The 25,295-nt window shown below is 64.7% G+C and carries 27 protein-coding genes and 1 pseudogene; 7 read left to right on the top strand and 21 right to left on the bottom strand.

The genetic code is table 11. The annotated features are described in order from the left end of the window. Window positions 1-29: 29 nt before the first annotated feature. The 4 genes from ACE10Z_RS00975 to ACE10Z_RS00960 all read right to left on the bottom strand — a co-directional run bounded on the left by ACE10Z_RS00975 (window position 30) and on the right by ACE10Z_RS00960 (window position 6,464). Window positions 30-3,176 (bottom strand): efflux RND transporter permease subunit, encoded by a 3,147-nt coding sequence (locus ACE10Z_RS00975; protein ID WP_375786280.1) that lies wholly within the window; start codon window positions 3,174-3,176, stop codon window positions 30-32. Next, on the bottom strand, window positions 3,173-4,408 hold the full coding sequence (locus ACE10Z_RS00970) for an efflux RND transporter periplasmic adaptor subunit (protein ID WP_375786279.1): 1,236 nt from the start codon (window positions 4,406-4,408) through the stop codon (window positions 3,173-3,175). Before ACE10Z_RS00970 ends, ACE10Z_RS00975 begins: the two co-directional genes overlap by 4 nt. 365 nt (window positions 4,409-4,773) lie before the next feature. Further along, on the bottom strand, window positions 4,774-5,907 hold the full coding sequence (locus ACE10Z_RS00965) for a hypothetical protein (RefSeq protein ID WP_375786278.1): 1,134 nt from the start codon (window positions 5,905-5,907) through the stop codon (window positions 4,774-4,776). Window positions 5,908-6,278: 371 nt separating this feature from the next. After that, window positions 6,279-6,464, bottom strand: a complete 186-nt coding sequence (locus ACE10Z_RS00960) for a hypothetical protein (protein ID WP_375786277.1) — start codon at window positions 6,462-6,464, stop codon at window positions 6,279-6,281. A 5-nt stretch (window positions 6,465-6,469) separates the two neighbouring features. Here ACE10Z_RS00960 and ACE10Z_RS00955 point away from each other — a divergent pair, with 5 nt between their 5' ends. Then, on the top strand, window positions 6,470-6,775 hold the full coding sequence (locus tag ACE10Z_RS00955) for a TfoX/Sxy family protein (RefSeq protein WP_375786276.1): 306 nt from the start codon (window positions 6,470-6,472) through the stop codon (window positions 6,773-6,775). 71 nt (window positions 6,776-6,846) lie between these two features. After that, window positions 6,847-7,959, top strand: a complete 1,113-nt coding sequence (locus ACE10Z_RS00950) for a helix-turn-helix transcriptional regulator (RefSeq protein ID WP_375786275.1) — start codon at window positions 6,847-6,849, stop codon at window positions 7,957-7,959. Between the two features lie 3 nt (window positions 7,960-7,962). On the opposite strand, the gene ACE10Z_RS00945 is transcribed toward ACE10Z_RS00950, so the two are convergent. Further along, window positions 7,963-8,658, bottom strand: a complete 696-nt coding sequence (locus tag ACE10Z_RS00945) for a dienelactone hydrolase family protein (RefSeq protein ID WP_375786274.1) — start codon at window positions 8,656-8,658, stop codon at window positions 7,963-7,965. A 288-nt stretch (window positions 8,659-8,946) separates the two neighbouring features. Here ACE10Z_RS00945 and ACE10Z_RS00940 point away from each other — a divergent pair, with 288 nt between their 5' ends. The 3 genes from ACE10Z_RS00940 to ACE10Z_RS00930 are packed head-to-tail and all read left to right on the top strand — an operon-like array spanning window position 8,947 to window position 10,428. Further along, entirely contained in the window at window positions 8,947-9,252 is a 306-nt protein-coding gene (locus ACE10Z_RS00940; RefSeq protein ID WP_375786273.1) for a hypothetical protein, read from the top strand. A gap of 11 nt (window positions 9,253-9,263) precedes the next feature. Beyond that, window positions 9,264-9,905 carry a glutathione S-transferase family protein gene (locus ACE10Z_RS00935; RefSeq protein ID WP_375786272.1) on the top strand — a complete coding sequence of 214 codons (642 nt, stop codon included), beginning with the start codon at window positions 9,264-9,266 and terminating at the stop codon, window positions 9,903-9,905. A gap of 7 nt (window positions 9,906-9,912) precedes the next feature. Further along, window positions 9,913-10,428 carry a DUF1697 domain-containing protein gene (locus ACE10Z_RS00930; protein ID WP_375786271.1) on the top strand — a complete coding sequence of 172 codons (516 nt, stop codon included), beginning with the start codon at window positions 9,913-9,915 and terminating at the stop codon, window positions 10,426-10,428. Window positions 10,429-10,761: 333 nt separating this feature from the next. Here ACE10Z_RS00930 and ACE10Z_RS00925 read toward each other — a convergent pair whose 3' ends face one another. From ACE10Z_RS00925 to ACE10Z_RS00860, 14 genes and pseudogenes are all read right to left on the bottom strand, one after another. Further along, window positions 10,762-11,985, bottom strand: coding sequence for a threonine ammonia-lyase (locus tag ACE10Z_RS00925; protein WP_375786270.1), 1,224 nt, complete (start codon window positions 11,983-11,985; stop codon window positions 10,762-10,764). A gap of 66 nt (window positions 11,986-12,051) precedes the next feature. Beyond that, on the bottom strand, window positions 12,052-12,201 hold the full coding sequence (locus ACE10Z_RS00920; protein WP_375786269.1) for a hypothetical protein: 150 nt from the start codon (window positions 12,199-12,201) through the stop codon (window positions 12,052-12,054). Between the two features lie 98 nt (window positions 12,202-12,299). Continuing rightward, window positions 12,300-12,455, bottom strand: coding sequence for a response regulator (locus ACE10Z_RS00915; protein WP_375786268.1), 156 nt, complete (start codon window positions 12,453-12,455; stop codon window positions 12,300-12,302). A gap of 54 nt (window positions 12,456-12,509) precedes the next feature. Then, window positions 12,510-12,890: an aminoacyl-tRNA deacylase gene (locus ACE10Z_RS00910; protein ID WP_375786267.1), complete on the bottom strand. Its 381-nt coding sequence runs from the start codon at window positions 12,888-12,890 to the stop codon at window positions 12,510-12,512. A gap of 154 nt (window positions 12,891-13,044) precedes the next feature. After that, window positions 13,045-14,571 (bottom strand): magnesium-protoporphyrin IX monomethyl ester anaerobic oxidative cyclase, encoded by a 1,527-nt coding sequence (gene bchE / locus ACE10Z_RS00905; RefSeq protein ID WP_375786266.1) that lies wholly within the window; start codon window positions 14,569-14,571, stop codon window positions 13,045-13,047. A gap of 106 nt (window positions 14,572-14,677) precedes the next feature. Further along, window positions 14,678-15,418, bottom strand: coding sequence for a di-trans,poly-cis-decaprenylcistransferase (locus ACE10Z_RS00900; RefSeq protein ID WP_375786265.1), 741 nt, complete (start codon window positions 15,416-15,418; stop codon window positions 14,678-14,680). 30 nt (window positions 15,419-15,448) lie between these two features. Further along, on the bottom strand, window positions 15,449-15,829 hold the full coding sequence (locus ACE10Z_RS00895) for a transcriptional regulator (RefSeq protein WP_223971751.1): 381 nt from the start codon (window positions 15,827-15,829) through the stop codon (window positions 15,449-15,451). Continuing rightward, window positions 15,816-16,433: a hypothetical protein gene (locus tag ACE10Z_RS00890; protein ID WP_375786264.1), complete on the bottom strand. Its 618-nt coding sequence runs from the start codon at window positions 16,431-16,433 to the stop codon at window positions 15,816-15,818. The genes ACE10Z_RS00895 and ACE10Z_RS00890 overlap by 14 nt, the downstream gene beginning before the upstream one ends. A gap of 128 nt (window positions 16,434-16,561) precedes the next feature. Next, on the bottom strand, window positions 16,562-16,918 hold the full coding sequence (locus tag ACE10Z_RS00885) for a DUF1428 domain-containing protein (protein ID WP_375786263.1): 357 nt from the start codon (window positions 16,916-16,918) through the stop codon (window positions 16,562-16,564). Between the two features lie 85 nt (window positions 16,919-17,003). Then, window positions 17,004-17,741, bottom strand: coding sequence for a DUF899 domain-containing protein (locus ACE10Z_RS00880; protein WP_375786262.1), 738 nt, complete (start codon window positions 17,739-17,741; stop codon window positions 17,004-17,006). A gap of 18 nt (window positions 17,742-17,759) precedes the next feature. After that, window positions 17,760-18,122, bottom strand: a pseudogene (locus tag ACE10Z_RS00875) (SRPBCC domain-containing protein); the annotation flags it as partial. After that, the gene (locus tag ACE10Z_RS00870) at window positions 18,107-18,568 is read right to left on the bottom strand and encodes an ArsR/SmtB family transcription factor (RefSeq protein ID WP_375786261.1); all 462 of its coding nucleotides are present in this window, start codon (window positions 18,566-18,568) and stop codon (window positions 18,107-18,109) included. The pseudogene ACE10Z_RS00875 and the gene ACE10Z_RS00870, both read right to left, overlap by 16 nt. Before the next feature lie 131 nt (window positions 18,569-18,699). Further along, a complete protein-coding gene (locus ACE10Z_RS00865) occupies window positions 18,700-18,987 on the bottom strand; it encodes a DUF3551 domain-containing protein (RefSeq protein ID WP_375786260.1) in 288 nt (95 codons plus the stop codon). 155 nt (window positions 18,988-19,142) lie between these two features. Further along, a complete protein-coding gene (locus tag ACE10Z_RS00860; protein ID WP_097671232.1) occupies window positions 19,143-20,114 on the bottom strand; it encodes a tripartite tricarboxylate transporter substrate binding protein in 972 nt (323 codons plus the stop codon). Window positions 20,115-20,278: 164 nt separating this feature from the next. Between ACE10Z_RS00860 and ACE10Z_RS00855 the strand changes: the two genes are divergently transcribed. Then, a complete protein-coding gene (locus ACE10Z_RS00855; RefSeq protein ID WP_375786259.1) occupies window positions 20,279-20,698 on the top strand; it encodes a VOC family protein in 420 nt (139 codons plus the stop codon). 209 nt (window positions 20,699-20,907) lie between these two features. Further along, a complete protein-coding gene (locus ACE10Z_RS00850) occupies window positions 20,908-22,488 on the top strand; it encodes an AMP-binding protein (RefSeq protein WP_375786258.1) in 1,581 nt (526 codons plus the stop codon). Window positions 22,489-22,606: 118 nt separating this feature from the next. On the opposite strand, the gene ACE10Z_RS00845 is transcribed toward ACE10Z_RS00850, so the two are convergent. Together ACE10Z_RS00845 and ACE10Z_RS00840 are read right to left on the bottom strand one after the other, a co-directional pair. Continuing rightward, window positions 22,607-23,896: a cytochrome P450 gene (locus tag ACE10Z_RS00845; protein WP_375786257.1), complete on the bottom strand. Its 1,290-nt coding sequence runs from the start codon at window positions 23,894-23,896 to the stop codon at window positions 22,607-22,609. A gap of 124 nt (window positions 23,897-24,020) precedes the next feature. Further along, window positions 24,021-25,118, bottom strand: coding sequence for an HD-GYP domain-containing protein (locus tag ACE10Z_RS00840; protein ID WP_375786256.1), 1,098 nt, complete (start codon window positions 25,116-25,118; stop codon window positions 24,021-24,023). Window positions 25,119-25,295: the final 177 nt, after the last annotated feature.

Below are 25,295 nucleotides of genomic sequence, written 5' to 3'. Positions count from 1 at the left end.
GTTCACGCATGATCTTTCGGGATCACGCGCTAATGCGACGCCGGCTGTTCCGACTTGCCTCGACGGCCGAAGCGGTTCTTTACACCCTCGCGCCAGCCCTGGAAGGTGACGAACAGCATCGGCACGAGGAAGATGCCGATCGAGCTGGCGGCCAGCATGCCGCCGAACACCGCGGTGCCGACCGCACGGCGGCTGATCTCCGCGGCGCCGGTCGCGACCACCAGCGGCACCAGGCCGAGGATGAAGGCGATCGAGGTCATCATGACCGCGCGGAAGCGCATTTGCGCGCCCATCGTCGCGGCCTCCGCGATCGGCCTTCCGGCCTCGCGCTGCTCCTTGGCGAATTCGACGATCAGGATGCCGTTCTTGGCGGCGAGCGCGATCAGCACCACGAGACCGATCTGGCCGTAGAGATCGAGATTGAGGCCGGCGAGCTTGATGCCGAGATAGGAGCCCAGCACGCCGACCGTAACCGACAGCAGCACCGGAATCGGGATCGTCCAGCTCTCATACAGCGCCACCAGGAACAGATAGGCAAACAGCACCGCGAGCGCGAGGATGATGCCGGTCTGGCCGGAAGCCGCCTGCTCCTGATAGGCCGTGCCGGTCCATTCGTAAGAGTAGCCTGAAGGCAGCGTCGTCTTGGACAGGTCGGCCATCGTCGCAATCGCGGTGCCCGAGGACACGCCCGCCGCCGGGCTGCCGTTCACCGTGACCGAGCGATAATTGTTGTAGCGCGTGATCACCTGCGGGCCGGTGACGATCCGCAGGCTTGCGATCGAGCGGATCGGCACCATCTCGCCGCCGGTGTTGCGCACATAGATCTGCCAGATGTCGGGAATGTCGCCGCGGTTAGCCGCATCGCCCTGCACGTTGACCTGCCAGGTGCGGCCAAACAGGTTGAAATTGTTGACATAGATGCCGCCGAGCGTGGCCTGCAGCGCGGTGAACACGTCGGCCATGTTCAGGCCCAGCGCCTGTGCCTTGGCGCGGTCGATATCGAGATAGACCGATGGGTTGGTCGCAGTGAAGGTCGAGAACACGCGGGTCAGACTTGGATTGCGGTTCGCAGCGCCGATCAACCCGCCCATCACGCTGCTGAGCGAAGCCGGATCCTGCCCTTCCAGCGCCTCGAGCTGATATTCAAAGCCGCCGGAGGTCGAGAGCCCGATAATCGGTGGCAGGTTGAACGGCAGAACCGAGGCCGAACGGATCTGCGATCCCGCGATGAAGGTCTGCCGAATCGCGGCCTGCACCGAGTCGGTGACGGCCTTGCGGTCGGCGAACGCCTTCATGCGCGCCACCATGAATGTCGAATTGGGCTCGCTGGCGCCGTCGAGCAGCGAGAAGCCGATGATCGACAGCACATGGTCGACCGCCGGGTTCTTCTTCAGGATCGCTTCAACCTGCTTGGTGACCTCGCTGGTGCGCGCCACCGAGGCGCCGTCAGGCAGCTGCACGGCGATGAAGAAGGCGCCCTGGTCTTCCTCGGGCAGGAATCCGGTCGGCGTGACCTTCGACACGCCGAACACCGCGCCGGCAAACACCAGCACCGCGACCAATGACAACACCGCCACCCGGACCAGCCGCTGCACCACGCCGGCATAACGGTCGCGCACCCAATCGATACCGCCGAGCACCCGTCCCATGATGCCTCGGCGCGGCCCGCTGTGACGCAGGAATACGGCGCACAGCGCCGGCGACAATGTCAGCGCATTCAGCGCCGAGATCACCATCGCGGCGCTGATCGTCACCGCGAACTGGCGGAACAGCGTACCTGAGATGCCGGGAATGAATGCAATCGGCACGAACACCGAGAGCAACACCAGTGAAATCGCGATGATCGGCGCCGTGATCTGCGCCATCGCCTTCTTGGTGGCGTCGGCCGGCGACAGCTCCGGCTCCTCCTCCGTGACGCGTTCGACGTTCTCGACCACGACGATGGCGTCATCGACCACGATGCCGATCGCAAGCACCATCGCCAGCAGCGAGACGGTGTTGGCGGAATAGCCGAGCGCCAGCAGCACGGCGAAGGCGCCGATCAGGCTGACCGGAACCGCGACTGCCGGGATTACCGTGGCGCGCAGATTGCCGAGGAACAGGAACACCACGATCACGACGAGCACGAAGGCCTCGCCGAGCGTCTTCATCACTTCCTTGATCGTATCGGAGACGAATGTCGTGGAGTCGTACTGTACAAGGTAGGTCAGCCCCGACGGGAACCGCTCCGACAACTTCGCAAGCGTGGCCTGCACGGCCTTGGCCGTGGTCACGGCGTTGGCGCCGGGTGCGAGATAGATGCCCATCGGCACGCCGGGATTGCCGTCGATCCGCGACTCCGAGTCCGAGTTCTGCGCGCCGATCTCGACGGTTGCGACGTCCCTGATCCGCAGCACCGATCCGTCCGGATTGGCCCGCAGCACGATGTCGCCAAACTGCTTGGATGTCGTCAGGCGGCCCTGGGTCTGCACGTTGAACTGGAATTGCTGGTCGTTGCTGATCGGACGCGCGCCGATGCGGCCGACCGGCGCCTGCACGCTCTGGGCACGGATCGCAGCGATCACGTCCGACGGCGCCAAATTGAGGCTGGTCAGGCGCTGGGTGTCGAACCAGATCCGCATCGAATAGTTCAGCTTGGCGAACAGCGAGGCCTGTCCGACGCCGGGCGTGCGCGAGATCGCGTCCAGCACGTTGATGATGGCATAGTTGGTGATGAACAGCGGATCCTGCTCGCCGCTCTTGCTGTACAGCACGATGAACTGCAGCACGGCCGAGGATTTCTTCTGCACGGTCAGGCCCTGTGCCTGTACCTCGGTCGGCAATTGCGCCAGCGCGCTCTGCACCCGATTGTTGACGTTGACGGTGTTGATATCGGGGTCGGTGCCGAGCGCGAACGAGACCGTCAGCGTATAGCTGCCGTCATTGCCGCTGGTGGACTTCATGTAGAGCATCTTGTCGACGCCAACGACCTGCGCTTCCAGCGGCTGGGCGACGCTCGATTCGACGACTTCGGCCGAAGCACCGGGGAATACGGCCGATACCGTCACCTGCGGCGGTACGATGTCCGGGAACTGGGCGACCGGGATTTGCATCAGCGCCAGCGCGCCCGCGATCGTGATCACGAACGCGATGACGATCGCAAGCCGCGGACGATCGACGAAGACAGCGGAAATCATGGGTTATTGCCTGTCGCTTTCGGCGTGCTGCTGGCGCCGCCGTCCGCCGAAACCTTCATGCTCGACTGGATCAGCGCGCTGGCGGGTCCCGGCGCAACCACCTCGCCCGGCCTGACCTTCTGCAATCCCTCGACGATGACCTTGTCGCCGAGCGCGATGCCGCTCGTCACCGCCGCGATCGTCGCGGTCGATTGGCCAAGCTGGATCCGCTTTTGCTCGGCCTTGTTGTCCGCGCCGACGACGTAGACATATTCCCCCTGCTGGTCCGACAGCACCGCCGAACGCGGGATCGCCAGCACCTCGACCGGCTGCACGCCCTCCAACAGCACGGTCACGAATTCATTGTCGGTGAGCTCCCGGATCGAGCCGCCGGTTGCGACGGACGTGTATGTCGATGGGTTGGGGATGGTGCCGCGCAAGGAGATGGTGTCGGTGTTCTGCGCGATGGTGTTGTTGACGAAGTTCAGCTCACCGGTCTTCTCGTACAGCCGCCCGTTCGTCAGGCGCAGCCGGATGACGACGGCCTTGAAGCCACCGCGTGTCGCATAGCGGTCGCGCAGGTCGAGCGCCTCGCGCACCGACACGGGGAACGTGACATACATCGGATCCTGGCTGACGATGGTCGTCAGCGTTCCCGAACTCGGCGTCACGACGTTACCTTCCGTGACCGAGGTGCGTCCAATCCTGCCGTCAATCGGAGAATGGATCAGGGTATAATTGAGATTGATCTGGGACAGGTCGACCTGCGCCTGCGCGGCCTGCACCTGTGCCTCGAGGCTCTGCTGGTTGGCGACCGCCGCGTCGACGTTCGATTGCTGGCCGGCCGGCCCGCCCATCAGGGCCTTGGCGCGATCGGTAGTCAGCTTGGCGTTGACCAGCGTCGCCTGCAACTGGGCGACCTGCGCTTTCTTCGATGCCAGGTCGGCCTCGAACGGCCCGCGCTCGAGCTGATACAGCAGGTCACCGGCCTTGACCTCGGAGCCTTCGACGAAGTTCCGCTTCTCAAGGAACGCCGTGACGCGCGCCACCACGTTGACGCGGTTGGGGGCCTCGATGCGTCCCAGAAATTCATTGGTCTCGGTCACCGGCCGCTTCACCGCCTCGAACACGCCCACGGCAGGAGGCCCGGGCGGACCCGCCTGCGCATGGGCCGCCGAAATCCCGATGGCCGCCAATCCCGCCGATACGAAAAGCCCTGCCAATCCACCGAGCATTCGTTCCGTACCACTCATGCTGTCCCACCCTTCGGCTACCAACAAGCTCTACGAGACGGATATGACGTCGAGTTCCCTCAGACCGAGAAGGTCAGGATGGGCTAGATGCAACACAGGAGATCATAACGCGACCAATCCGACAATCCTGTAGCGTGCTCGCCCGCTTCGTCGATCCCGGCAACAGGCCGCTTGGAGAAACGTCTCGACGCTGCGATGCTGTGTGGCGATTGCAGCCATGCCGTCCGCCCCGGCACAGGTCGCGGGTGCCGAAAGCTCTCAGGAATGTGACGCGCGATAAGCGTGACCTGATCGAAGTCAGGCGCGGGTGCTTGCAGGATGGTGCGGGCCCGGTAGCGTAGCCCAGCGAGGACGGCTGCCGCCCCTCACAAAGCGATCGCATTCTTCAAGCGAGATGTCTCCTGATAGGCCGGCGATGCCAGATGGCCGTACAGCCATGGCCTTGCGCGCTTGCCGCTGGCCTCGTGCACGCCGTCGAAGACGTCCAAGTCGATCAGACCCTGATGGGCCGATGATATATAGATGGACTGCATTTCCGCGAACTTCTCATCCCGCCCGAGATCGATCGCGTTTGCAGCATCGCGGCTGCCGATCTCGACGAACAGCGGACACGGACAGAGCAGATACGCCAACTCTGCGCCGGTGTATTTGGCGCGGCTGTTGGCGAAATGAATGTAGGCCGCAAGTTCGATGCCGAGATTCTTGCTGATGACGGACGACATCAGAAACTTCCTCTCGTCACGCATGTATCCGGAGGCGACAGTCGGCCGCATCCGCCCCGTCGCGGCTTCCAGGTGCAGCGCGAGAAAGGCGCCCGAGGACACCCCATAGACGCCGACATTCAGACCGGACGCGCCGGTCAACTTCCGGCAGACGGTTTCGCCGGCGTCGATCGATGCGCACGACACGTTGTGCGCGGAGACGCCATGGGATGCCAGCATCGCGGCGATGTTGTTCTGGCTTTCCTGATTTCCCATCTGCACGATGTAGGGGCACCACACGACATAACCATCCTGGCAAAGCTGCTTGCCGAGCGCGTTCATGTAGTCCTTGTCGGCATCATCGAAGCACCGCTCCGGCGTGCTCGCCATGCCATGGCCGAGCAGGATCAATCCCTTGAACGCGCCGTCGGGAATCCCGAGACATCCGCGCACCGGCACGCCGCATTCCAGATCGAACTCGACCTTCACGACCGAGAATCCATCCGCGGTGCCGCGCCAGAGAATCCGGATCTCGTCGTGCGATGGCCGATAGAGCCGCCGCCCCCGGAACAGCGACCGCATCTCCCTTCGAATGTCCGGGCCGGTGGCGACGGCGCGCAGCTTTCCTCGCGTCGCGATATCGAAGAACGACCGGCAGAACGTATCGTAGCCCAGCGCCGGCAGATCGACGTTCGCGCACGATCCCTGGCAGTGACCCAGCGTCAGCGTGTTGCGGGTGACCGACGAGGGCCCGACCAGCGTCATCAACAATCCGGAAAGCGCCCTGCGGCTGATCATCGGCCCTCCCCGAGCCGGCGATGGCTCGACTGCATGTCACGGATCGCCGCCTAGCAGGCACGACAAGTCGCGCGGATACAAATTAAAGCATGTTCATGGTCGAAGGATCGCGCGCAGCGTTGCAAACGTGTGACGCTTGTTGGCCTCGCGCCGCAGCAATTCATGCCGAATACGTTTCGAGACGCTTCGGAAATATGTCTGATTGTCACGCGGGTTCAATTTCGCCACACGCGGCGATGATCGGTCAGGCCTTGATCGTCAAGTCTCCGGTCTTCACGTCTCGATCTTTACGTCTTGGGCTTGATCCCGGCGACCTTGGCATCGGCGGCCTTCGGCGCGTCGCCAAAATCGAGCTTCTTCTGGAAGCCGATCTACGCGTTCAGCCCAGGGTATGGCGAGACGGAGCCTTCGACTTCGACGCCGTTGCTCTTCACCGTGAAGAACGCATTCGGCTGCACGATATTGTGGCTGCGATCGAAGCCGAAAATGTCGGTCGCAAGATAAGCGACGCGCGACAGCACGACCGACGTGCCGATCTCGCCGGAACTTGTAGGCAATCTACGTGCGGGTCGACGACCAGAACCGTGAGACCTTCAAGGCGGCGGCGAGCCCACCGCTCAACTACGCCAAGCAGGGCGCGACCATCGATCTCGCATCCTGGCGGTTGCCGGAACGGCTGTTCGATGAGCCCGACGAACTCGCCGTCTGGGCGCAGGCTGCGCCGGCCGGCGCGCGCCGGGTCGCAGCCAAACGCGGGAGGCCCTCCGCGCCCGCGCGAAAGCCGCGAACGAGCCCGGCGAAACGCCGTGATCCCCGCGGTGCACCCTGGCCGCGCACCGGGAAAGCCCGGACTCGTGGCTCGGGCTGAATTGCTTTACGCAATAACTTTCGCGGTCGATGGGTTAATCTATTGGGCAGCAATGTTTCCTGGAATGGCCGATGGCGAACGACCTGCACGAGCATCTGATTGAACTGGCCTATGAGGCCGCGGTCGTCCCCGAGCTTTGGCCGAACGTGCTGCATCAGGTCGGCGGGATCGCGCGGGCGCGCGGCATCGTGCTGCTGACGGCAGCCCCGCACGACGTCCGCTGGGTCGCATCCCCCGACATGCACGACGACACGGTTGCCTATGTCGAAGGCGGCTGGCACGAGCGCAACGGGAGGTTGCCGCGCCTGCTGGCGGCCAACCATGCCGGCTTCCTGCGCGACATCGACGTGTTCGATACGCCCGAGGAAGTGCAGCAGGATTTCCAGATCCGCGAGTTCTTCCGCCCGCGCGGGCTCGGATGGGGCGCCGGTACCGCGATTTCAGTGCCGAGCGGCGACGTGCTGATCTACAGCGTCGAACGCGAATACCAGCACGGACCGATCGAGCGGGAAGCGATCGAGCAGCTCGACGCGCTGCGCCCGCATCTGGCGCGGGCGGCGCTGTTGTCGGCGCGGCTCGGAATGGAGCGCGCCAGGGCGGCAACCGAGTCGCTGGCGATGCTTGGACTGCCCGCGGCGGTGCTGCGGCGCGGCGGCCGTCTGATGACGGCCAACACGCTTTTCGACCGCCTGGTGCCCGATGTGATGCAGGATCGCAGCGATCGCCTGACGCTGGCGGCAACCGCCGCCGACGCGCTGTTCGCGCAGGCGTTGGCCGCGCTCGATCAGGGTCTCATCGGCGTCGAGGTTCGCTCGGTCCCGATCACGGCACAGGACGATCGTCCGCCCCTGATCGTGCATCTGGTCCCGATCCAGGGCGCAGCGCGCGATCTGTTCGACCGTGCGCTGGCGATCGTGATCGTGACGCCGGTGGTGCCATCGGAGGTGCCGACCGCGGAAGTGCTGCAGGGCCTGTTCGACCTGACGCCGGCCGAGGCGCGCGTTGCGCGCGGCATCGGCGAGGGACGAACCGTCGAGGCCATCGCCGTCGCATTCGGCGTCTCCCGCGAAACGGTGCGCAACCAGCTCAAGGCCGTGCTGGCGAAGACCGGGCTGGGCCGACAGGTGGAATTGGCCGGACTGCTCGCCGGCGCCAAGGTGCCGCCGGGTTCGTCTGTGGACTGAGACTCAAGCTGCGTTCAGACGAGCCTGGAAGAAACCGGCAACACGGTTAACCGCATCGGCAGTCGTTGGATCACTGTCGGCGAAATCGAAACCATGCGCCTTGCCCGGATATCGGACAATCTCCGCCGCGGCGCCGACCGACTTGCCGAGCCTGACCAGCGCCTCACCGCTGGCAAGCGGCACGTTGCGGTCGGCCTCGCCGTGCAGCTCGATCATCGGCGGCAGATGCTTGACCTGCGGCGCGATCTTGTCGGGCATGCCGCCATACAGCACGGCCAGCGCAGATACCCGCTCGTCGCGGGCCGCCGCGGCCGCGGCAACGTAGCCGCCAAGCGAAAAGCCGAGCAGTCCGATCCGGCCGGAACTGTCCGCGCCCGCCAGCACCGCTGACAGCACCGACGAGACCCGCGCGGCCCAGGCGTCGAAACGCCCGGTCTCGTAGGCCTCGCGGGTTTCGCGCGTGTTCAGCGTCCTGAATGCCTGCGCGTCGGCCGGGGTGTAGTAGCGAACGAAATAGGCGTCGATGCCGTCGGCCGTCAGCGCATCGGCATAACGCGCATAGGCCCGCGGCCTGAGATCGAAGCCGCGCGAGCCGTGCAGGACAAGCACGGCCGGCCGCTTGCCGGTGCGCTCCGAGGCAAACCGGCACGCCGCGACCCGGCCTTCGCCAGCATCGACAGACAGCTGCTCGGCCGTCACCGCGGCAAGTGAAGGCGACGCCGCCAGCAGGGCAACGCCGCCGAGCAGGCTCCTTCGGCTGATAGCTTGCGTCGAAACCTCGCCCCGACTGCGCGGCCCCCGGCCGGGCCCGCTATATCACGCCGAACTGCACGCCCGATACAACGTGCAACCATCCCGCGGCCCACGCCCCTCGAGGGTATCGCAAAGGATCGCATGTTCAAACGGCGCGGGTTGCGCTAGTGATACCTCCCCCTCCTCCCACCGTGCGCCCACCCCGGCGTACGTCCAGTCAATGAGTGTATCTGAATGGCCGAAGCCGACCTCGACGCCGTCATCCGGCAAACCGCAAGAGCGCAGACCAAGGCCGTAATGGCGGCCGCCAAGAAGCGCCAGGCCGTCTGGGTCGCGCGCGCCGCCAAGGCCAAGGACAAGGAGACCAAGGCGCGCTTCCGCTTCCTCGCCAAGAGCACGATCCTGAACGCGACCGCGACCGCCAAGCGGCTGCAGAATTCCGCGGAGAACGCCGCCGACGCCTATGCCCGCGCGATGAAGAAGGCGATGGAAGAGCCGCCGCCGGCCGGCAAGCCTGCGAAGAGGAAAGCGGACGCCTGAAAGGAGCGCGCATGCTCACCGTTCACCATCTCGGCAAGTCGCAATCGGAGCGGATCGTCTGGCTGTGCGAGGAGCTTGCGATCCCGTACGAGCTGAAGTGCACCGCGCGCGATCCGGTCACGATGCTGGCGCCGGCCGACTACAAGGCGTTGCACCCGATCGGCACCGCGCCTGTCATCACCGACGGCGAGCTGGTGCTGGCCGAATCCGGCGCGGTCGTCGAATACATCGTCGCTAGGTACGGCAATGGACGGCTGACGCCGCAGCCCGACCATCCCGACTTCGCGCAATTCCTGTACTGGTTTCACTTCGCCAACGGCACGCTGCAGGCGCAGATGGGCCGCAGCATGATCCTGAACCGCCTCAACCTCGCGGCCGACAATCCGATGCTGGTCGCGACCCGGGCGCGGGTCGACCGCTCGTTCGACCTGATCGAGGCACGGGCACGCGACGCCGAATATCTCGCGGGCGAGGTGTTCACGACGGCCGATATCATGATCGGCTTTTCGCTGACGACGATGCGTTACTTCCTGCCCTATGACCTCGGCCGCTGCCCCAACATCAGGAATTATCTCGGCCGCATCGCCGCGCGCCCGGCCTATCAGCGCGCGATGCAGAAGGGCGATCCGGGCATGGCGCTGCTGCTGACGTGAGTTCGTGATGCCGCGTTATGTCGCCTTGCTGCGCGCGGTCAATGTCGGCGGCACCGGCAAGCTGCCGATGACCGAGTTGAAGGCGATGTGCCTCGACGCGGGATTTGCCGACGTGCAGACCTATATCGCCAGCGGCAATGTCGTGTTCTCCTCGCAGCTCGGCGCAACGAAGGTCAAGGCCGCGCTTGAGAAGCGGCTGCACGCCTATGCCGGCAAACCGGTCGGCGTCGCGGTGCGGAGCGCGGAGGAGATCGCCGCGGTGCTGAACGCCAATCCGTTTCCGAAAGCGCCCCCGAACACCACGGTCGCGATCTTCCTCGACGGGCCGCCGGCCAAGGACGCCCTGAAGGACATCAAGGGCCAGCAGGACGAGCAGATGCAGCTAGGCAAGCGCGAGATCTATGTCGCCTATGGCATCGGCATGGGCCGCTCGAAGCTGAAGATCCCCGCCGCCGCCAACGGCACCGCGCGCAACATCAACACGATCGCGAAGCTCGCCGAGCTCGCGGCGGGTGACGACTGAGCCCAGTCCGAGAACCCAACCCCGTCATCCTGAGGAGCGCGCAGCGCGTCTCGAAGGATGCACGGCCCGGCTGGTGGCCGATTCATCCTTCGAGACGCCGCTTCGCGGCTCCTCAGGATGACGGGGTGATTGCTCAGCTTGCTCAGTGTCATCACCCGCGCATGCGGGTGATCCAGTATCCCAGAGACCGCGGTGCTTGAGCCGAGAGGTCGCGGCGTACTGGATCGCCCGGTCAAGCCGGGCGATGACAGCGGTGGACGAGGATATAGCCTCACATCCTCTCAGGATGACGGTTCAGGTGCTTCGACTCGCGGGTGCGCAAAGCGCTGCTAGCTAGCTCTCCCGCACCGCAAATCCTTCGGCACCGAGCCGGGCCAACACCTCCTCCAGATGCGCGCGGTCGCGGGTTTCGATCACGAGCTCGAGCAGCGTCGCCTTTGCCGGCAGGTCGGAGAAGGTGCGCTGATGCGAGACCTCGATGATGTTGGCGCCGGCATCCGCGAGCAGGATCGACACCGCCGCCAGCTGGCCGGGCCGGTCGACGATGTCGAGCGCCAATTGGGTCAGCCGCCCCTCGCGCGCCAGCTCGCGGGTCAGCACCGAGGCGATCAGCCTGGTGTCGATATTGCCGCCGGTCAGCACGAGGCCGACATTGCGGCCGGCAAAGCGCCCGGGTGCCGCGAGCACCGCCGCGAGGCCGGCGGCGCCGGCGCCCTCGACCACCGTCTTCTCGATCGAGATCAGGGTCGCGACCGCGCGCTCGATCTGGTCCTCGCTGACCAGCACGATGTCGTCGACGAGCTCGCGAACGATTTTGGTGGTGATCTGCCCCGGCAACTTGACCGCGATGCCCTCGGCGAGCGTATCGCCGCGCATCGGCAGCTGCGCCCCTTTGACGGCATTGTACATCGACGGATAGAGCTGGGCCTGCACGCCGATGACCTGCACCGACGGCTTGATCGCCTTCGCGGCCGTGGCGATGCCCGAGATCAGCCCGCCGCCGCCGATCGGCACCACCAGGATATCGAGCTCCGGCACCGCCGCGAGCATCTCGAGCCCGATCGTGCCTTGCCCGGCAATGATCAGCGGATCGTCATAGGGATGGATCAGGATCAGGCCGCGCTCTCCGGCATGCGCGCTGACGAACGCGAAGCATTCTTCGAGCGTCTGCCCGGTGATGATGACCTCGGCGCCGTGCCGCCTGGTGTTCTCGATCTTCACCATCGGCGTGCCTGTCGGCATCACGATGGTGGCGGGGATGCCGAGCCGCTTGGCGTGATAGGCTACGCCCTGGGCATGATTGCCGGCCGACATCGCGATCACCCCGCGCTTGCGCTCTTCGGGGGTCAGCGCCTGCAGCCTGTTCAGCGCACCGCGCTCCTTGAAGGTCGAGGTGAACTGCAGGTTCTCGAATTTGAGGAACAGGCGGCAGCCGCAGATCTCGCCCAGCGTGCGGCTCTCGTTGCACGCCGTGACCATGACCGAATCCTGGATCACGTCGGCGGCACGGCGCACGTCAGCGAGGGTGACGGCGGTAGTATCGGAAGGATGCGGCATCGGGTTTCGCTTTGAACCGTTTCGTCAGACGGAACCTAGCGTGTTTCGGCGCCGAAAACGACCGCGCTATCGTGCGGTCAACACCGGTTCCTCCGGCTTGACCGGCCCGGCCGCCTCGATCTCATCGCATTTGGGGCAAACCAGCGCGGTCCGGAAATGTTTGTCGAGCGCAATGGTGCGCGTCCTGCCGCACTGGCAGCGCATCGGCTTGTCCATGGAAGATCGGCCCAGGTTCGAGATGCAAGGAAAGCGTGCGATTAGCTATCCCGGTCCGGTTAACCCAATATAACGTGCCGACGGAAAACTCATCGCGGCTAGAAGAACCCGGCGCTGAGATCGAGGCCATAGCTTGCCCTGAGCACCGCGACGAACAGGCCCGCAAAGGCGAACAGCAGGACATGCCGGGCGATGCTGCTCCGAAGCGAATTGGCCGGAAACACGCGTGCGATCGATTGAGCCAAAGCAGTCATTTGCGACCTCCAGAGCCACGTCCCGAAGGTAGGTCGCGCGCGGGGCTTTGAGGTTCAACGCGGCTCGCGGAACGGCCGGCGGCGTACCGATGCGCTCGGCTCCGGGTCACGTTGCGGCCGTGCCCTGTTCCTGAAGCGGTGACCGACCACGATCAGCTTGCCCTCTTCGCGCATTGCGGATTCGGCCAATGGCGCACGCGGCAGATTGTCTTGGGTGACGGCCTCCAGCGCGCGCAGGAACTCGCGACCGGCCATTGTGATCTCCCAGCCTTCGACGTCACGCAGCACATAGCGATTGCTAAAGATGTCGAGTTCGGGAACCCGCGACGCCAGGCGCTTGATCCGCGCATGCCAATCGTCGCCGCTCGCTGAGAGAATAGCGAGGTCATGCTTAAGTGAATCGAGCGTGGCTCTGCCGCTGACGTGACTGGCCAATATCTTTAGAATCGCAACCTGTATGCTCAACTCAAAGCCTCGACCGCCACGGTTCTTTTTGTTCTGCGCAGCCGACCTGGAAATTATCGCGCTGATGACTCAGGCGTCCAGTCATCAGCGCCAGTTATCCAGAAGACGGCATGGCGGTATCGATTTACGCTGCGCGTGATGTGCCGACACGGCGCTCGGGCCGCTGCGACGACATCGATTCCTCTTCCATATCCTGCGGCGCGCCCCAAAATTCCCGCACCGTCGGCCCGTGCCTCAACCGGTGAGCCCGCAGGAAGCCGAGGATCTCGTGCGGCCAGACCCGGCGTCCCATCTGCGTGTACCAGCGCATGGCATGACGAAGTCCGGCGTCGCGATGCAGCAGCACGCGGAGCAAGGCCTTCGGGCGGCATTGCAGCACCATCTCGGTGAACTTGAACCAGAACAGCACTCGCCACGGCGGCATGTGCCGTGTCGCCAGCACCTGATGTTTGTAGTCCCAGAGCCGGCGATCGGTCTGGATGACGCGCCGTTCTGCCGCGAGACGGAAATACGGCGTCCAGCGATGCGGCGTGACGTAGAGCATCTGGATCTGATCGGGATCGTAGGACAACAGCTGCCGCAGGCCGCGCCAGTGATCGCGATCAGTCTCCTCCTCGAAGCCGACCACCCAGGTCGCCATCGACAGGATGCCGTTTTGGCGCATCAGGCGAATGGCCTCGCGATCGATCGTGGTGGTCGCGCACTTTCGGATCAGCTCCAGCGTCTTCTCGTCGGTGTTCTCCATGCCCAGCAGGAAGCGCTGCCAGCCCGCCTTCTTGTAGAGATGCAGAATGTCGGCATCGCGGACGATGTCGTCGGCGCGGGTCGAGCCGACCAGGATCAAATCGACGTTCTCCGCGATCAGGGCCTCGAGGAAGGTCCGCCAGGTCTTCTTCGAGACGGTCGGATTCTCGTCGGCGAAATTGATCACCTTGACGCCGTGCTCACGATTGAGCCGTGCCAATTCCCTGGCAAAACGCACGGGATCGCGGTGCCGCCATCGCGTCCAGAAGCCGCGCTGGCCGCAATAATTGCAGAGATGCGGACAGCCGCGCGAGAACTGCACCACGACGGCGCGCAGCCCGCCCCAGTAGCTGTAGCGCGCGTGATCGATCAGTTCCCAGCCGACCCGATAGGCATCGAGATCGCGGATGACCGGCGCGGGCCGCGTGGCACGCGGCTCATCATCGTCGCGGAATGCGATGCCATCGATGCCGGCAAGATCGCCGCCATATTCCAGCGCCCGCATCAGACGGCGCGCAGTCTCCTCGCCCTCGCCGCGCACGATCGCGGTGACGTAAGGCTCCTCGCGCAGAATCTCGCGCCAGTGATAGGTCGGGAATACGCCACCATAGACGATCAGCGCCCTGGGCAAGGCCTTGACGATCGCTTGCGCCACCTGCGCGATGACCGGATGGCCCGAGGTCGAGCCGGAATGGCCGAACAACACCGCATCCGGTGAAAATCGCGATGCCTCCGCCAGGATTGCGGCGAGCGGCATCGGCCCGAACTCGGCATCGAGAAGCCGGACTTCATGTCCGTCATCGATCAGGGGACCGCCGATCGACAGCAGGCCGAGCGGCGGCAAATGGTCGTCGGGGATCCGGCTGCCGATCGCCGGATGCGGCACGTTGATGAGAAGAATGCGCATGGATGATCGCTCCCGCTTTGATTGGCGTGATCGTTCGTCCCCGCATCTTGTGGAAGAGAGCCCAACCCCCCGGCCGGGCTTTTGGAACAACTACCGCAACCGCGCGCTAGAAGTTCGGCGCCGGCGCCGGCGCGATCGCGGTCAGCCCGCCGAAGCGGCGCTCGCGGCGATGAAAGGAAGCGAGCGCGTCGGCGAGATCGTCGGCATCGAATTCGGGCCACATCCGCTCGGTGAAATGCAGCTCGGCATAGGCGCCTTCCCAGAGCAGGAAGTCCGACAGCCGCTTCTCGCCCGAGGTACGGATGATCAGGTCGACATCGCGCAGGCCGGCCTCGCCGGTGATGAGATCGGCAAAGGCCTCGCGGCTCAGCTGGCCAGCGCCAGCGGCGCGCGCGGCGGCGTTCAGGATGGCGTCGCGCGCCGAATAGTCGATCGCGATGCGCAGATGCAGCGTGGTGCCGTCGGCAGTCTCGGCCTCGGCGCGCGTGATCGCGGCGGCGATGCCGTCGGGCAGCCGGTCGCGGCGGCCGATCACCGTAAGGCGAACGCCGTTGCGGACGAGGGCTGCGATCTCGTTGGCGAGATAGAACCGCAGCAACCCCATCAGCGCCGTGACTTCGGCCTTCGGACGGCGCCAATTGTCGCTCGAGAACGCGTAGAGCGTCAGCGTGCCGACGCCCTGATCCGGCGCAGCCTCCACGATGCGGCGGATCGCCTCGACGCCCGCCTCATGTCCGCGCAGGCGCGACAGGCCGCGCCGCGTCGCCCAACGGCCGTTGCCGTCCATGATGATACCGACATGGAGCCTCGCCACGGCTTCCGGTTTGAGCGCAACATTACTTTGCATCACAAAGTCTCCGGGTAAAAAATGGAATAATCAAATCGTCTGAACGCCGAGACGTCCGGGCGCGCCTTCGTGCTTGCCGGCGGCCTTGGCCGCGTCGCGCACCAGCTGCTCGAGCACGGCGAGATAATCGAGGAAGCGGCGGCGGCCGCTCTTCGTCAGGCGGCAGGTGGTATGCGGACGATTGCCTTCATAGCCCTTGATGACGTCGACGAGGCCGGCCTCCTGCAGCACCTGCAGATGCCGGCTGAGATTGCCGTCGGTCAGGCCGCAGAGCTGCTTGAGATCGGCGAAGGCGAGTCCCTTCGGATGCGCCATCAGCGAGGTCAATAGGCCGAGCCGCGCCTTCTCGTGGATGACGCGGTCGAGGCCATCATAGGCAAATGGCGCGGTAGTCACGTCAGTCTTCGACATCATTGCCTCCGGAAGCGAAATACAACAGCGCTGCGAGCAGCAACTGGCCGATCGCGAATGGCAGGCCCATGGTCCAGGGCGACAGCGCGTGGCTCTGGCTTGCGATCAGCAGCACCGTGAACCCCGACAGGAAATACCAGGCGCCGCCGAGCGCGATCGTGCGCGGCAGCAGGCGGACCGAGGCGAACACGCCGAGGCTGACCAGCACCTGCCACAGGCCGGGCAGCATCCACAGCGTCTCGGGCGCGAATTTCCACTGCAGGATCGCGAGCAGCACGCCGGCGATCACAGCGGGAACGAACTGCTCGATCGCCTGCTGGACCATCGCGTCCGCAAGGCCTGAATGATGCCGCCGCGAGCGCGCCTGCATCTCGATCCAGATCAGCACCGCCGACAGCAACGCGGCGACCGCCCAGCCCGCGAGGAACACGATCGGATGATGGGTCGGATCATCGAGCCAGAGATATTGCGCAAGCGCCGTGACCAGCGCGATGCCGCTGGTGGCGGCAACCGTCGCCGGACCGTAGCCGCGGAATGCGGTTCCCGCCGCAATCTGGCTGCGGATCGCGAGAATATCGGCCAACGCCTTGTCGAGGTCGCGCATGATTCGCCCGAACTTTGTAATGCAAAGTATACGGGATCACCAAGCAAACGCAAGCGGCAACGCGCCGCTTGCCGGTCGCGATGTTTAACAGGCGGTTACTGCACGGATTGCGGCGAAAGCGTGCCGCCTCAGATCTTCACGAGACTCGCAAAGCCGCCATAGATCATCCGCTTGGCGTCGAACGGCACGTCGCCCGTGCCCATCGATGCCAGGCGAGGATCGGCCATCACCTTGGCATTGATCCTGTCGCGCTGGGCGCGCGACTTGTAAGTGATCCAGGCGAACACGACGGTTTCGCCGGCCTTCAGTTTCACGCTCTGCGGAAACGAGGTCAGCTTGCCCGGCTTGACGTCGTCGGCGACCCATTCGCGATAATCCAGCGCACCATGCTCGCACCAGACCTTGCCGGCCTTCCTGGAGAGCTGCGCATAGGCTTTGAGTTTCTTCTTCGGCACGGCAACGACGAAACCATCGGCGTAGGGCATGGGCGTTTCCTGCTGTCTGGTTCCCCGTCATTGCGAGGAGCCAACGGGGCGCGCACTCGCGCGACCTGTTGGCTCGCAATGACGATCAGGAGTGACAGCAGGATGCCTGAACCGGTGCCGGTTGGTACTGGTCACGTAGCCGCACCCAATCCATCGGATAGGGCAAGCCTTCCTCGTGTCGGCCGAGCGGCGTCAGGTCGAGATAGTGATAGGCCGCATTCATCATGTCGAGGCCGCGCGCGAAGGTCGAGTAAGTGTGGAACACGTCCCCCTTCTCGTCGCGGAAGAACACGCTGATGCCAGGCAGTTCGGGACCATAGAGCGGGGTCGTTCCATAGTTGTATTTCGCGTCCCCGGCATCGATCTGGCCTTGCGTGAACGACACACCGTAGTCGTAGTTGAAGTCATTGGCGCCCGACGACACCCAGTCGAAGGTCCAGCCCATTCGCTGCTTGAAGGCCTCGAGCTTGGCCAGCGGCGCAAGCGAGACCGCCACCATCGTGGTGTCGCGTGCCGCCAGATGCGGCACCATGCGGTCGAAGCCGTCGACCCAGAACGAGCAACTCTTGCAGGCTGCGTCCCACTCGGGCGCGAACATCACATGCTGCACCACGAGCTGCGGCCTGCCCTTGAAGAGCTCGCCGAGCGTCACCTTGCCATTGGGTCCGTCGAACACATAGTCCTTGTCGACCTTCACCCACGGCAGCTCGCGGCGCTCTTGACTCAACGCGTCGCGGGCCTGGGTGAGTTCCTTCTCGCGGGCCATCAGCGCCTTGCGGGCCGCGATCCATTCTTCGCGCGAGACGATCTTGTGCTGTTGCATGAGATGCTCCTTTGCGGTTCAGGCGTCGACATATTGCGCGAGATTGCCGAGGAATTCGGTCCAGCCGCGCTGATGGTTGTCGCGCGCCGTCTCGTCGACGAACTGCGCGTGATGGAAGGTGAGCAACGTACCGCCGGCGTCGGGCTTGATCGATACCGTCACCTCGGACTCGCGCTCCGGCGTCGAATGCCAGGCCCAGCTGAACACCAGCTTCTCGTTCGGCAACACCTCGCGATAGACGCCGCCGACCTCGTGATATTCGCCGTTGGTGCCGGTGAACTTGATCCGGTAGCGTCCGCCGACACGGACGTCGAGCTCGGCTTGCGTCGTGCCGGGCCTGACTTGGCCCGGGCCGAACCATTGCACTAGGTTTTCCGGCTCGGTCCACGCGGCGTAGACTTTTTCCGGCCGGGCGCGGAGGCGCCGCGTGAGGGTGAGGCTTGGACGCGCGGCAAGGCCGGCGTCGGCTGCAGATTGGGTTGCCGATTCAATTGCCATGGGTCTTCCTCCACAAAAGCGGCAAGGCGGTCGAGATTGTCGGACCAGAATTGCGCATAGCGATTGAGCCAGTTCATCGCCTGCTCCATCGGCCTCGCAGTGAGCCGGCACGCCACCGTGCGGCCGGTCTTTTCGCGCGCGACCAAGCCGGCATCCATGAGCACGTCGAGATGCTTCATGATCGCCGGCAACGACATCGCAAATGGCTGCGCCAGCTCGCTCACCGACAGGCTTTCCTGCGCGCCGAGCCGCGCCAGCAGCGCGCGGCGGGTGGGATCGGAAAGCGCCGCGAAGGTGCGGTCCAGCGTCTCGTCTTGATACTTAACCATGTGGTTTAGTATAGCCGCAAACGGCGCGGCGTCAAGCGCCCGGCATCACGATCACGTCAATGCCGGGGCGTCACGACGCCGGATGGTTAGGACGATCGCAGGAGGAAGCAGCAGCGCCCTTCCAGCGGTGGCTACTGCCGGTGGTGCCGATGCCGGTGGCGGTGCGGCCGAGGCTGCTCCGGCTCGAGCTGCGCGCGAAACAGGAAGCGCGGGTTCTCCCCGCAGGCCAGGTAGCGTCCGGACACGCTCGCAAGGCATTGATCATAGGTCTGATACGCGCATTCGCCGGGATAGCCCAGGCTCGGCCCCTGCGCGCACCACGGATAGTCATAAGGATCTGCGGCAGCAGGCTTGATGCCCGCCGCACCGGCAAGCGTCATCGCTCCCAAGACAAGCATTGCCATTTGCGATGTGCGCATGATCCGCCTCCTGAGATACCGCAGTTAAAGCGCGGCATCCTGGGTAAGGTTCCTGAAGGTCATTTTAATCCGCGTCAAGGCCCGGCAATTTGCAGGCATCAGCCGCGCGGATCAGACCTGCCCCGCACGGTTCAGCGAAGCCGAACGTACGCGGCCTACTCGACCTTGAGGCCGGCAAACTCGACCACCTTCTTCCATTTGTCGGTCTCGGCCTTGATGTCGTTGCCGAAGGCGTCCGGCGTCTGGATCAGCGAGTCGCCGCCGAGCTCGACCAGGCGCTTCCTCATATCGGGTTCGGCGAGAACGGCGTTGATCTCGGTGTTGAGCTTGGCGATCAGTTCCTTCGGCGTGTTCTTCGGCGCGCCCATGCCGAACAGCGCGCTCGCTTCATAGCCCTTCACGGTCTCGGCGATCGCCGGCACGTCCGGCAGTTGCGAGGAGCGCTCCGTCGTGGTCACGCCGAGCGCGCGCAGCGAACCCGAGCGGATGTGCTGGATGATCGAAGGCATGTTGTCGAAGATCACCTGCACCTGGCCGCCGAGCATGTCGGTGATCGCAGGCGCGGCGCCGCGATACGGCACGTGCTGCATCTTGCAGCCGGTCATCGACATGAACATCTCGCCGGAGAGGTGTACCGAGGTGCCGTTGCCCGAAGAGGCCATGTTCACCTTGCCGGGATTGGCCTTCACATACTCGATGAACTCGGCGACGTTCTTCGCCGGCACATCCTTGTTGACGGTCATCACGTTCGGCACGCGGTTGAAGGAAGCGACCGGCGCGACGTCGCGCACGAAGTTGAACTTCAGATTGGCGTAGAGCGAGGCGTTGATGTAGTTCGCCGGATTGACCAGCAGCACGGTGTAGCCGTCCGGCTCGGCATTGATCGCAGCTTCGGTGCCGATATTGTTGCCGGCGCCCGGCTTGTTCTCGATCACGAACTGCTGGCCGAGCTTCTCCGACAGCCGCTGTCCGATCAGCCGCGCGATGATGTCGGTGGCGCCGCCCGGCGGATAACCCACGATCCAGCGCACCGGCCGCGCCGGATAGTCGGCAGCCGAAGCGCGGCCGATCGCGAATGTCGAAATCCCCGACCCGATCAGGCCCAGCGCGGCGCGGCGTGAAATCATGAAGTCTCTCCCAATCCCGCAGGGTTTGACCCCCTGCCCGTTTCTGTTGCGTTGCGTGCGGCGCGGTTCTAACAAACAATGTCTGATGCGGCCAGTGCGACACGTGCGACATTGACCGCGACGAAAGGCTAAGCTGCAACGCTCCGGACCGAAGAGGATCGATCATGTCCGTCAAGGTGAATGGGCTCGACCATCTCGTGATCAATGTCACCGATGTGGTGCGCTCGGTTGCCTGGTACAGCAGGATCCTCGGCATGGAGGTGAAGGTGTTCGATCCCGGCAAGGGCAAGACACCGCGCACCTCGCTGGTGTTCGGTAATCAGAAGATCAACGTGCGGCCGCGCGATGCCGACAAGGTGGACTGGTTCACCGCCGATCATGAAGCGGCCGGCAGCGACGATCTCTGCTTCCTCACCTCGAGCACGCCTGACCAGGTGGTCGCGCATCTGAAGGCCCATGGCGTCAAGATCGAGGAAGGCCCGGTCGCCAAGCAGGGCGCGCGCGGCACGCTGCGCTCGGTCTATTGCCGCGACCCCGACGGCAGCCTGATCGAGATCTCGTCGTATGAGAGGGATCCAAGCTAGCTGTCGTTCGTCACTGCGAGCGAACCATTCGCGCGAATGCGCGCCCAACGACAGGCTGCCTGAACAGATCCATCCGTTCCGCGCGGCGGAACGGATTGCCTCAGTGCTAAATCACTTTGCAAATCCCGATTTGCTCTCGGCGCACGCCGGTGGCAGAACTGATCCCAACCAAGATCAATGGCGGCCGGCAAGGCTGCGCGGGAGGACATATGACGACTTCACAGCCAGTGCCGGGCATCGTCGGACCGTTTGCGGGGCTCGACGTGCCGTGGCTGCTCAGGATGCGCGCCGAGGTGCGCCGCGATCATCCGTTCCTGATCTGGGCGCCGTTCGATGCGCCGGCGCGGCGCTGGAGCTATGGCGAATTCCATGAGCGCGTCGGCGCGCTCGCGGCCGGCCTCGCCAGGCGCGGCATCAAGCAGGGCGACTATGTTCTGATCCATCTCGACAACTGCGTTGAGGCGATCATGGCGTGGTTCGCCTGCGTCGAGCTCGGCGCCATCGCCGTCACCACCAACACCCGCTCGGCTGCGGCCGAGATCGAATATTTTGCCGGCCATTGCGGCGCGGTCGCCGCGATCACCCAGCCGGCCTATGCCGAACTGATATCCGCCAACTGCAAGGGGCTGCGCTGGATCGCGGTGACCTCGCATGATGCGGGCCAGGCGCCGGCACAGGCGCCCGCGCGCGGCGACAGCTTTGACGCGCTGTTCGCCGACAGCGCCGACCGGCCGAAGCGCCCGATCGATCCGTTCGCACCGTGCAGCGTGCAATATACCTCAGGCACCACGTCGCGGCCGAAGGCGGTGCTATGGACGCATGCGAATGCGCTGTGGGGCGCCAAGATCAACGCCGCGCATCAGGACCTGCATGCGACCGACGTGCACCAGACCTATCTGCCGCTGTTCCACACCAACGCGCTGGCCTATTCGATGCTGGCAAGCCTGTGGGTCGGCGCGACCTGCGTGATCCAGCCGCGCTTCTCGGCGAGCCGCTTCTGGCCGGTGGCGCTCGAGCATGGCTCGACCTGGACCTCGACGATCCCGTTCTGCATGAAGGCGCTGCTGGAGCACGAGGTTCCGAAGAGCCACAAATTCCGCCTCTGGGGCACTGCCGTGAACGAGCCGCCGGCATTTGCCGTATTCGGCATCAAGATCATCGGCTGGTGGGGCATGACCGAGACCATCACCCACGGCATCATCGGCGAGGTCGACCAGCCGAACCCGCCGATGTCGATCGGCCGCGTCGCGCCGGAGTACGAAATCCGCGTCATCAACGATGATGGTACGCCGACCGCCGTCGGCGAGACCGGCAACCTGCTGATCAAGGGCATTCCCGGCCTGTCGCTGTTCGCCGAATATCTGCATAACGAGAAGGCGACGCGCGAGAGCTTTGACGAGCACGGCTATTTCATCACCGGCGACCGCGTCACGATGCTGGAGCGCGGCTATGTCAGGTTCGGCGATCGCTCCAAGGACATGCTCAAGGTCGGCGGCGAGAATGTCGCGGCCTCCGAGATCGAGCAGGTGATCGCGGTGGTGCCGGGCGTGCGCGAGGCCGCCGTGGTGGCGAAGAAGCATCCGATGCTCGATGAGGTACCGGTCGTCTTCATCATCCCGCAAGCCGGCGTCGCGGCACTGCCCGCCGACCTGCACGACAAGGTCATGACCGCCTGCCGTTCCGCGCTCGCCGACTTCAAGGTACCGCGCGAGATCCGCTTCGTCGACGAGATGCCGCGCTCGACGCTGGAGAAGGTTGCGAAAGCAGAGTTGAGGAAGATGCTGGAGTAGCTGGAATATGTCGTTCCGGGGCGGTGCGAAGCACCGAACCCGGAACCTCGAGATTCCCCGATGCGCAATTGCGCATCTGAGGTTCGATGCTCACGCATCGCCCCGGAATGACGTTCCGTCAGTTCACCTCGAACCGGATCGGCAGTTTCTTCGGACCACTCACAAAATAGGCCTGCGTCATCTTCACCTCGCCGTCGAGCGACAGCGATTTGAGGTGCGGCAGCAATTCCTCGAACAGGATGCGCATCTCGAGCTTGGCCAAATACTGGCCGAGGCAGAGATGCGCGCCATATCCGAACGCGACGTGGCGATTGGGCTTGCGGTCGCTGCGGAAGCGATCGGGTTCCTCGAACACATCCTCGTCGCGGTTGCCCGAGGCGTAGCACAGCATCAGCCAGTCGCCCTTGGCGATCTTGCGGCCGCCGAGCTCGGTATCCGCGGTGGCCGAGCGCATGAAATGCTTGACCGGCGTCATCCAGCGGATCGCCTCGTCGACCAGGCCCGGGATCAATTCCGGGTTGGCCTTCACCTTGGCGAATTCCGCGGGATCCCGAGCCAATGCCCAGATCGCGCCCGCGGTCGAGGATGAGGTGGTGTCGTGGCCCGCGGTCGCCACGATCATGTAATAGCTGGTCTGATCGTGCTCCGGCATATAGTCGCCACCGATCTTCGCGTTGGCGATGACGGTCGCGAGATCATCGCGCGGGTTCTGGCGGCGTTCCTCGGTGATCTTGCGGAAGTAGGCGGAGAAGTCGGCGACGATCGCCTGCAGCATCGCGGAGACCTGTTCCGCGCTCAGCGCGTCGCGGACCCGCGCGGTGTCGGGATCCTGCGGTCCGAACAGCTCCTGCGTCAGTTTCAGCATGCGCGGCTCGTCCGCCTCGGGCACGCCGAGGATCTCCATGATGACATGCAGGGGATAGCCGAGCGCGACGTCCTCGACGAAATCGCAGGCGCCGCCGCGGTCGAGCATGCGCTGCACTGTGGCGCGCGCGATCTCGCGGACGCGGCCCTCGAACTTGCCGAGATTGGCCGGCATGAACCAGCCCTGCGTCAGCGCGCGGTATTTCGGATGGTCGGGCGCGTCCATCTGCACCAGCGAGCGCACCAGATTGGGCCCGCCGGTGATCTTGCGGACGCGCTCCTCGAGCGCCTGCGTCGTCAGCGTGGTGGGGCGGTCGGCGTTGTGGAACAGCTCGTTCTGGCGGCTGATCGCCTGGATATGGGCGTGCTTGGTCACCACCCAGAACGGGTCGAAGCGCTCCGGCCGCGCGATCCCGAGCGGGTTGTTGGCACGCAGCCAGCGATAGCTGTCGTGGATGCGGTCGTCGGCATAGGCGACGGGATCGACGAGGGTTTCCGCGATGTTGGCGGGGATGTCGAAATCCCCGGTCGTTGCCGTGTCCATGATCGTCCTCACCTGCCCAGGCACCGGTCGCGCGCCGATGATCGCCGAAATCTAGGCGGACGCAAGGAGGACGACTTGCGTTGATTGGCTAGTGCCTCAGCCGTCGTCCCGGGACGACGCCAGCTCAATAATGCCCGAACGCCACCGGGCGGAACGCCTGCAGCAATTGCTGGTCGAGCTTGCCGCCCATCTCCTCCATCATGGAGAACGCCTTGGCGTGGGTGAATTGCAGCCGGTAGGCACGCTTCTCGACCAAAGCGGCATAGACATCGACGATCGTTGTGACGCGGACGATGTCGCTGATCTGGTTGCCGCTGAGGCCGTTCGGATAGCCGGTGCCGTCGAGGAATTCGTGATGATGCAGGATCACGTCGAGCATTTCCGGCGGGAAGCCGCCTTGCGCCGACAGCGCCTCGTAGCCGCGGCGCGGATGCTCGCGCATCTCGGCCATTTCCTCGACCGTGAACGCGCCGGGCTTGTCGAGCAGCGCGACCGGAACGAAGGCCTTGCCGACATCGTGCAGCAGCGCGGCGCGGGCGAGCCGGCGCTGGTCGTCGTCGCGCATGCCGAGATGCTGCGCGAACGCGACCGCAAAGCCGGTCACGAACAGGCAGTGGCGATAGGTCTCCTGGTGATGGCAGCCGACCGTGGTCAGCCATTCACGCAGCGAATTGTGCTTGATCGCCTTGAGGATCTTGTTTTCGGCGGCAACGATGTCCTCGAACTTCAGCGGCTCGCCGGCGCGCATCCGCTCGAACATCTTGACCATCACGCCATGCGCGGCCTCGACGCCGCGATTGAGCGCCTTGCCGCGGTCGGTCTCGTCATAGCCGCTGTTGTCGGGGAACGCGGCGCGGATGCGCTGCAGGATGCCGCGCGCATCGAACGGCCGCGAGATCGTGTCGGTGGCGCCGAGCGCCCAGGCCTGCATCGAGGCGTGATGCAACGCATCCGCCAGCACGAACAGCCGCGGCATCTCGCGATAGGCGTCGGCCTGCAGCTTGGCGCGGACCATTTGCACGGCTTCGGGCGAGCGCAGATTGATGTCGACCACGATGCCGGAGAAATCGCGGGCCGGCTGCTCGGGAATGTCCGAGGTCGGAACGGTATCGACCTCGCCTACCGAGCGCAGGATGCTGGCGAGTTCGTTGCTCTGATCGCTTCGATCTGAGGCCAGCAGCAGGCGGCGCTTCGAAATCTTGTTGTTGGCTAAGGCTGTCATGCAATCCCCGTCGCGGTAACGACCGACGCCGGGACGCTACCTGACGATGCGTTCCCTCCGGCTTAATGGGGATGCTGAACGGTGGTTAAGCGCAATGGATACAATTTGAGGAATCGCGGAATCCGCCAGCAGAATCAGGCCGGCAGAAAATGGTGGCGAGCGGCTGCAGCGCAGGCG

The sequence above is a fragment of the Bradyrhizobium sp. Pha-3 genome (genome assembly GCF_042258615.1).
Classification (GTDB): Bacteria; Pseudomonadota; Alphaproteobacteria; order Rhizobiales; family Xanthobacteraceae; genus Bradyrhizobium.
Note: the sequence above shows the minus strand (reverse complement) of the source record. Positions and strands in the feature narration are given on the sequence as shown.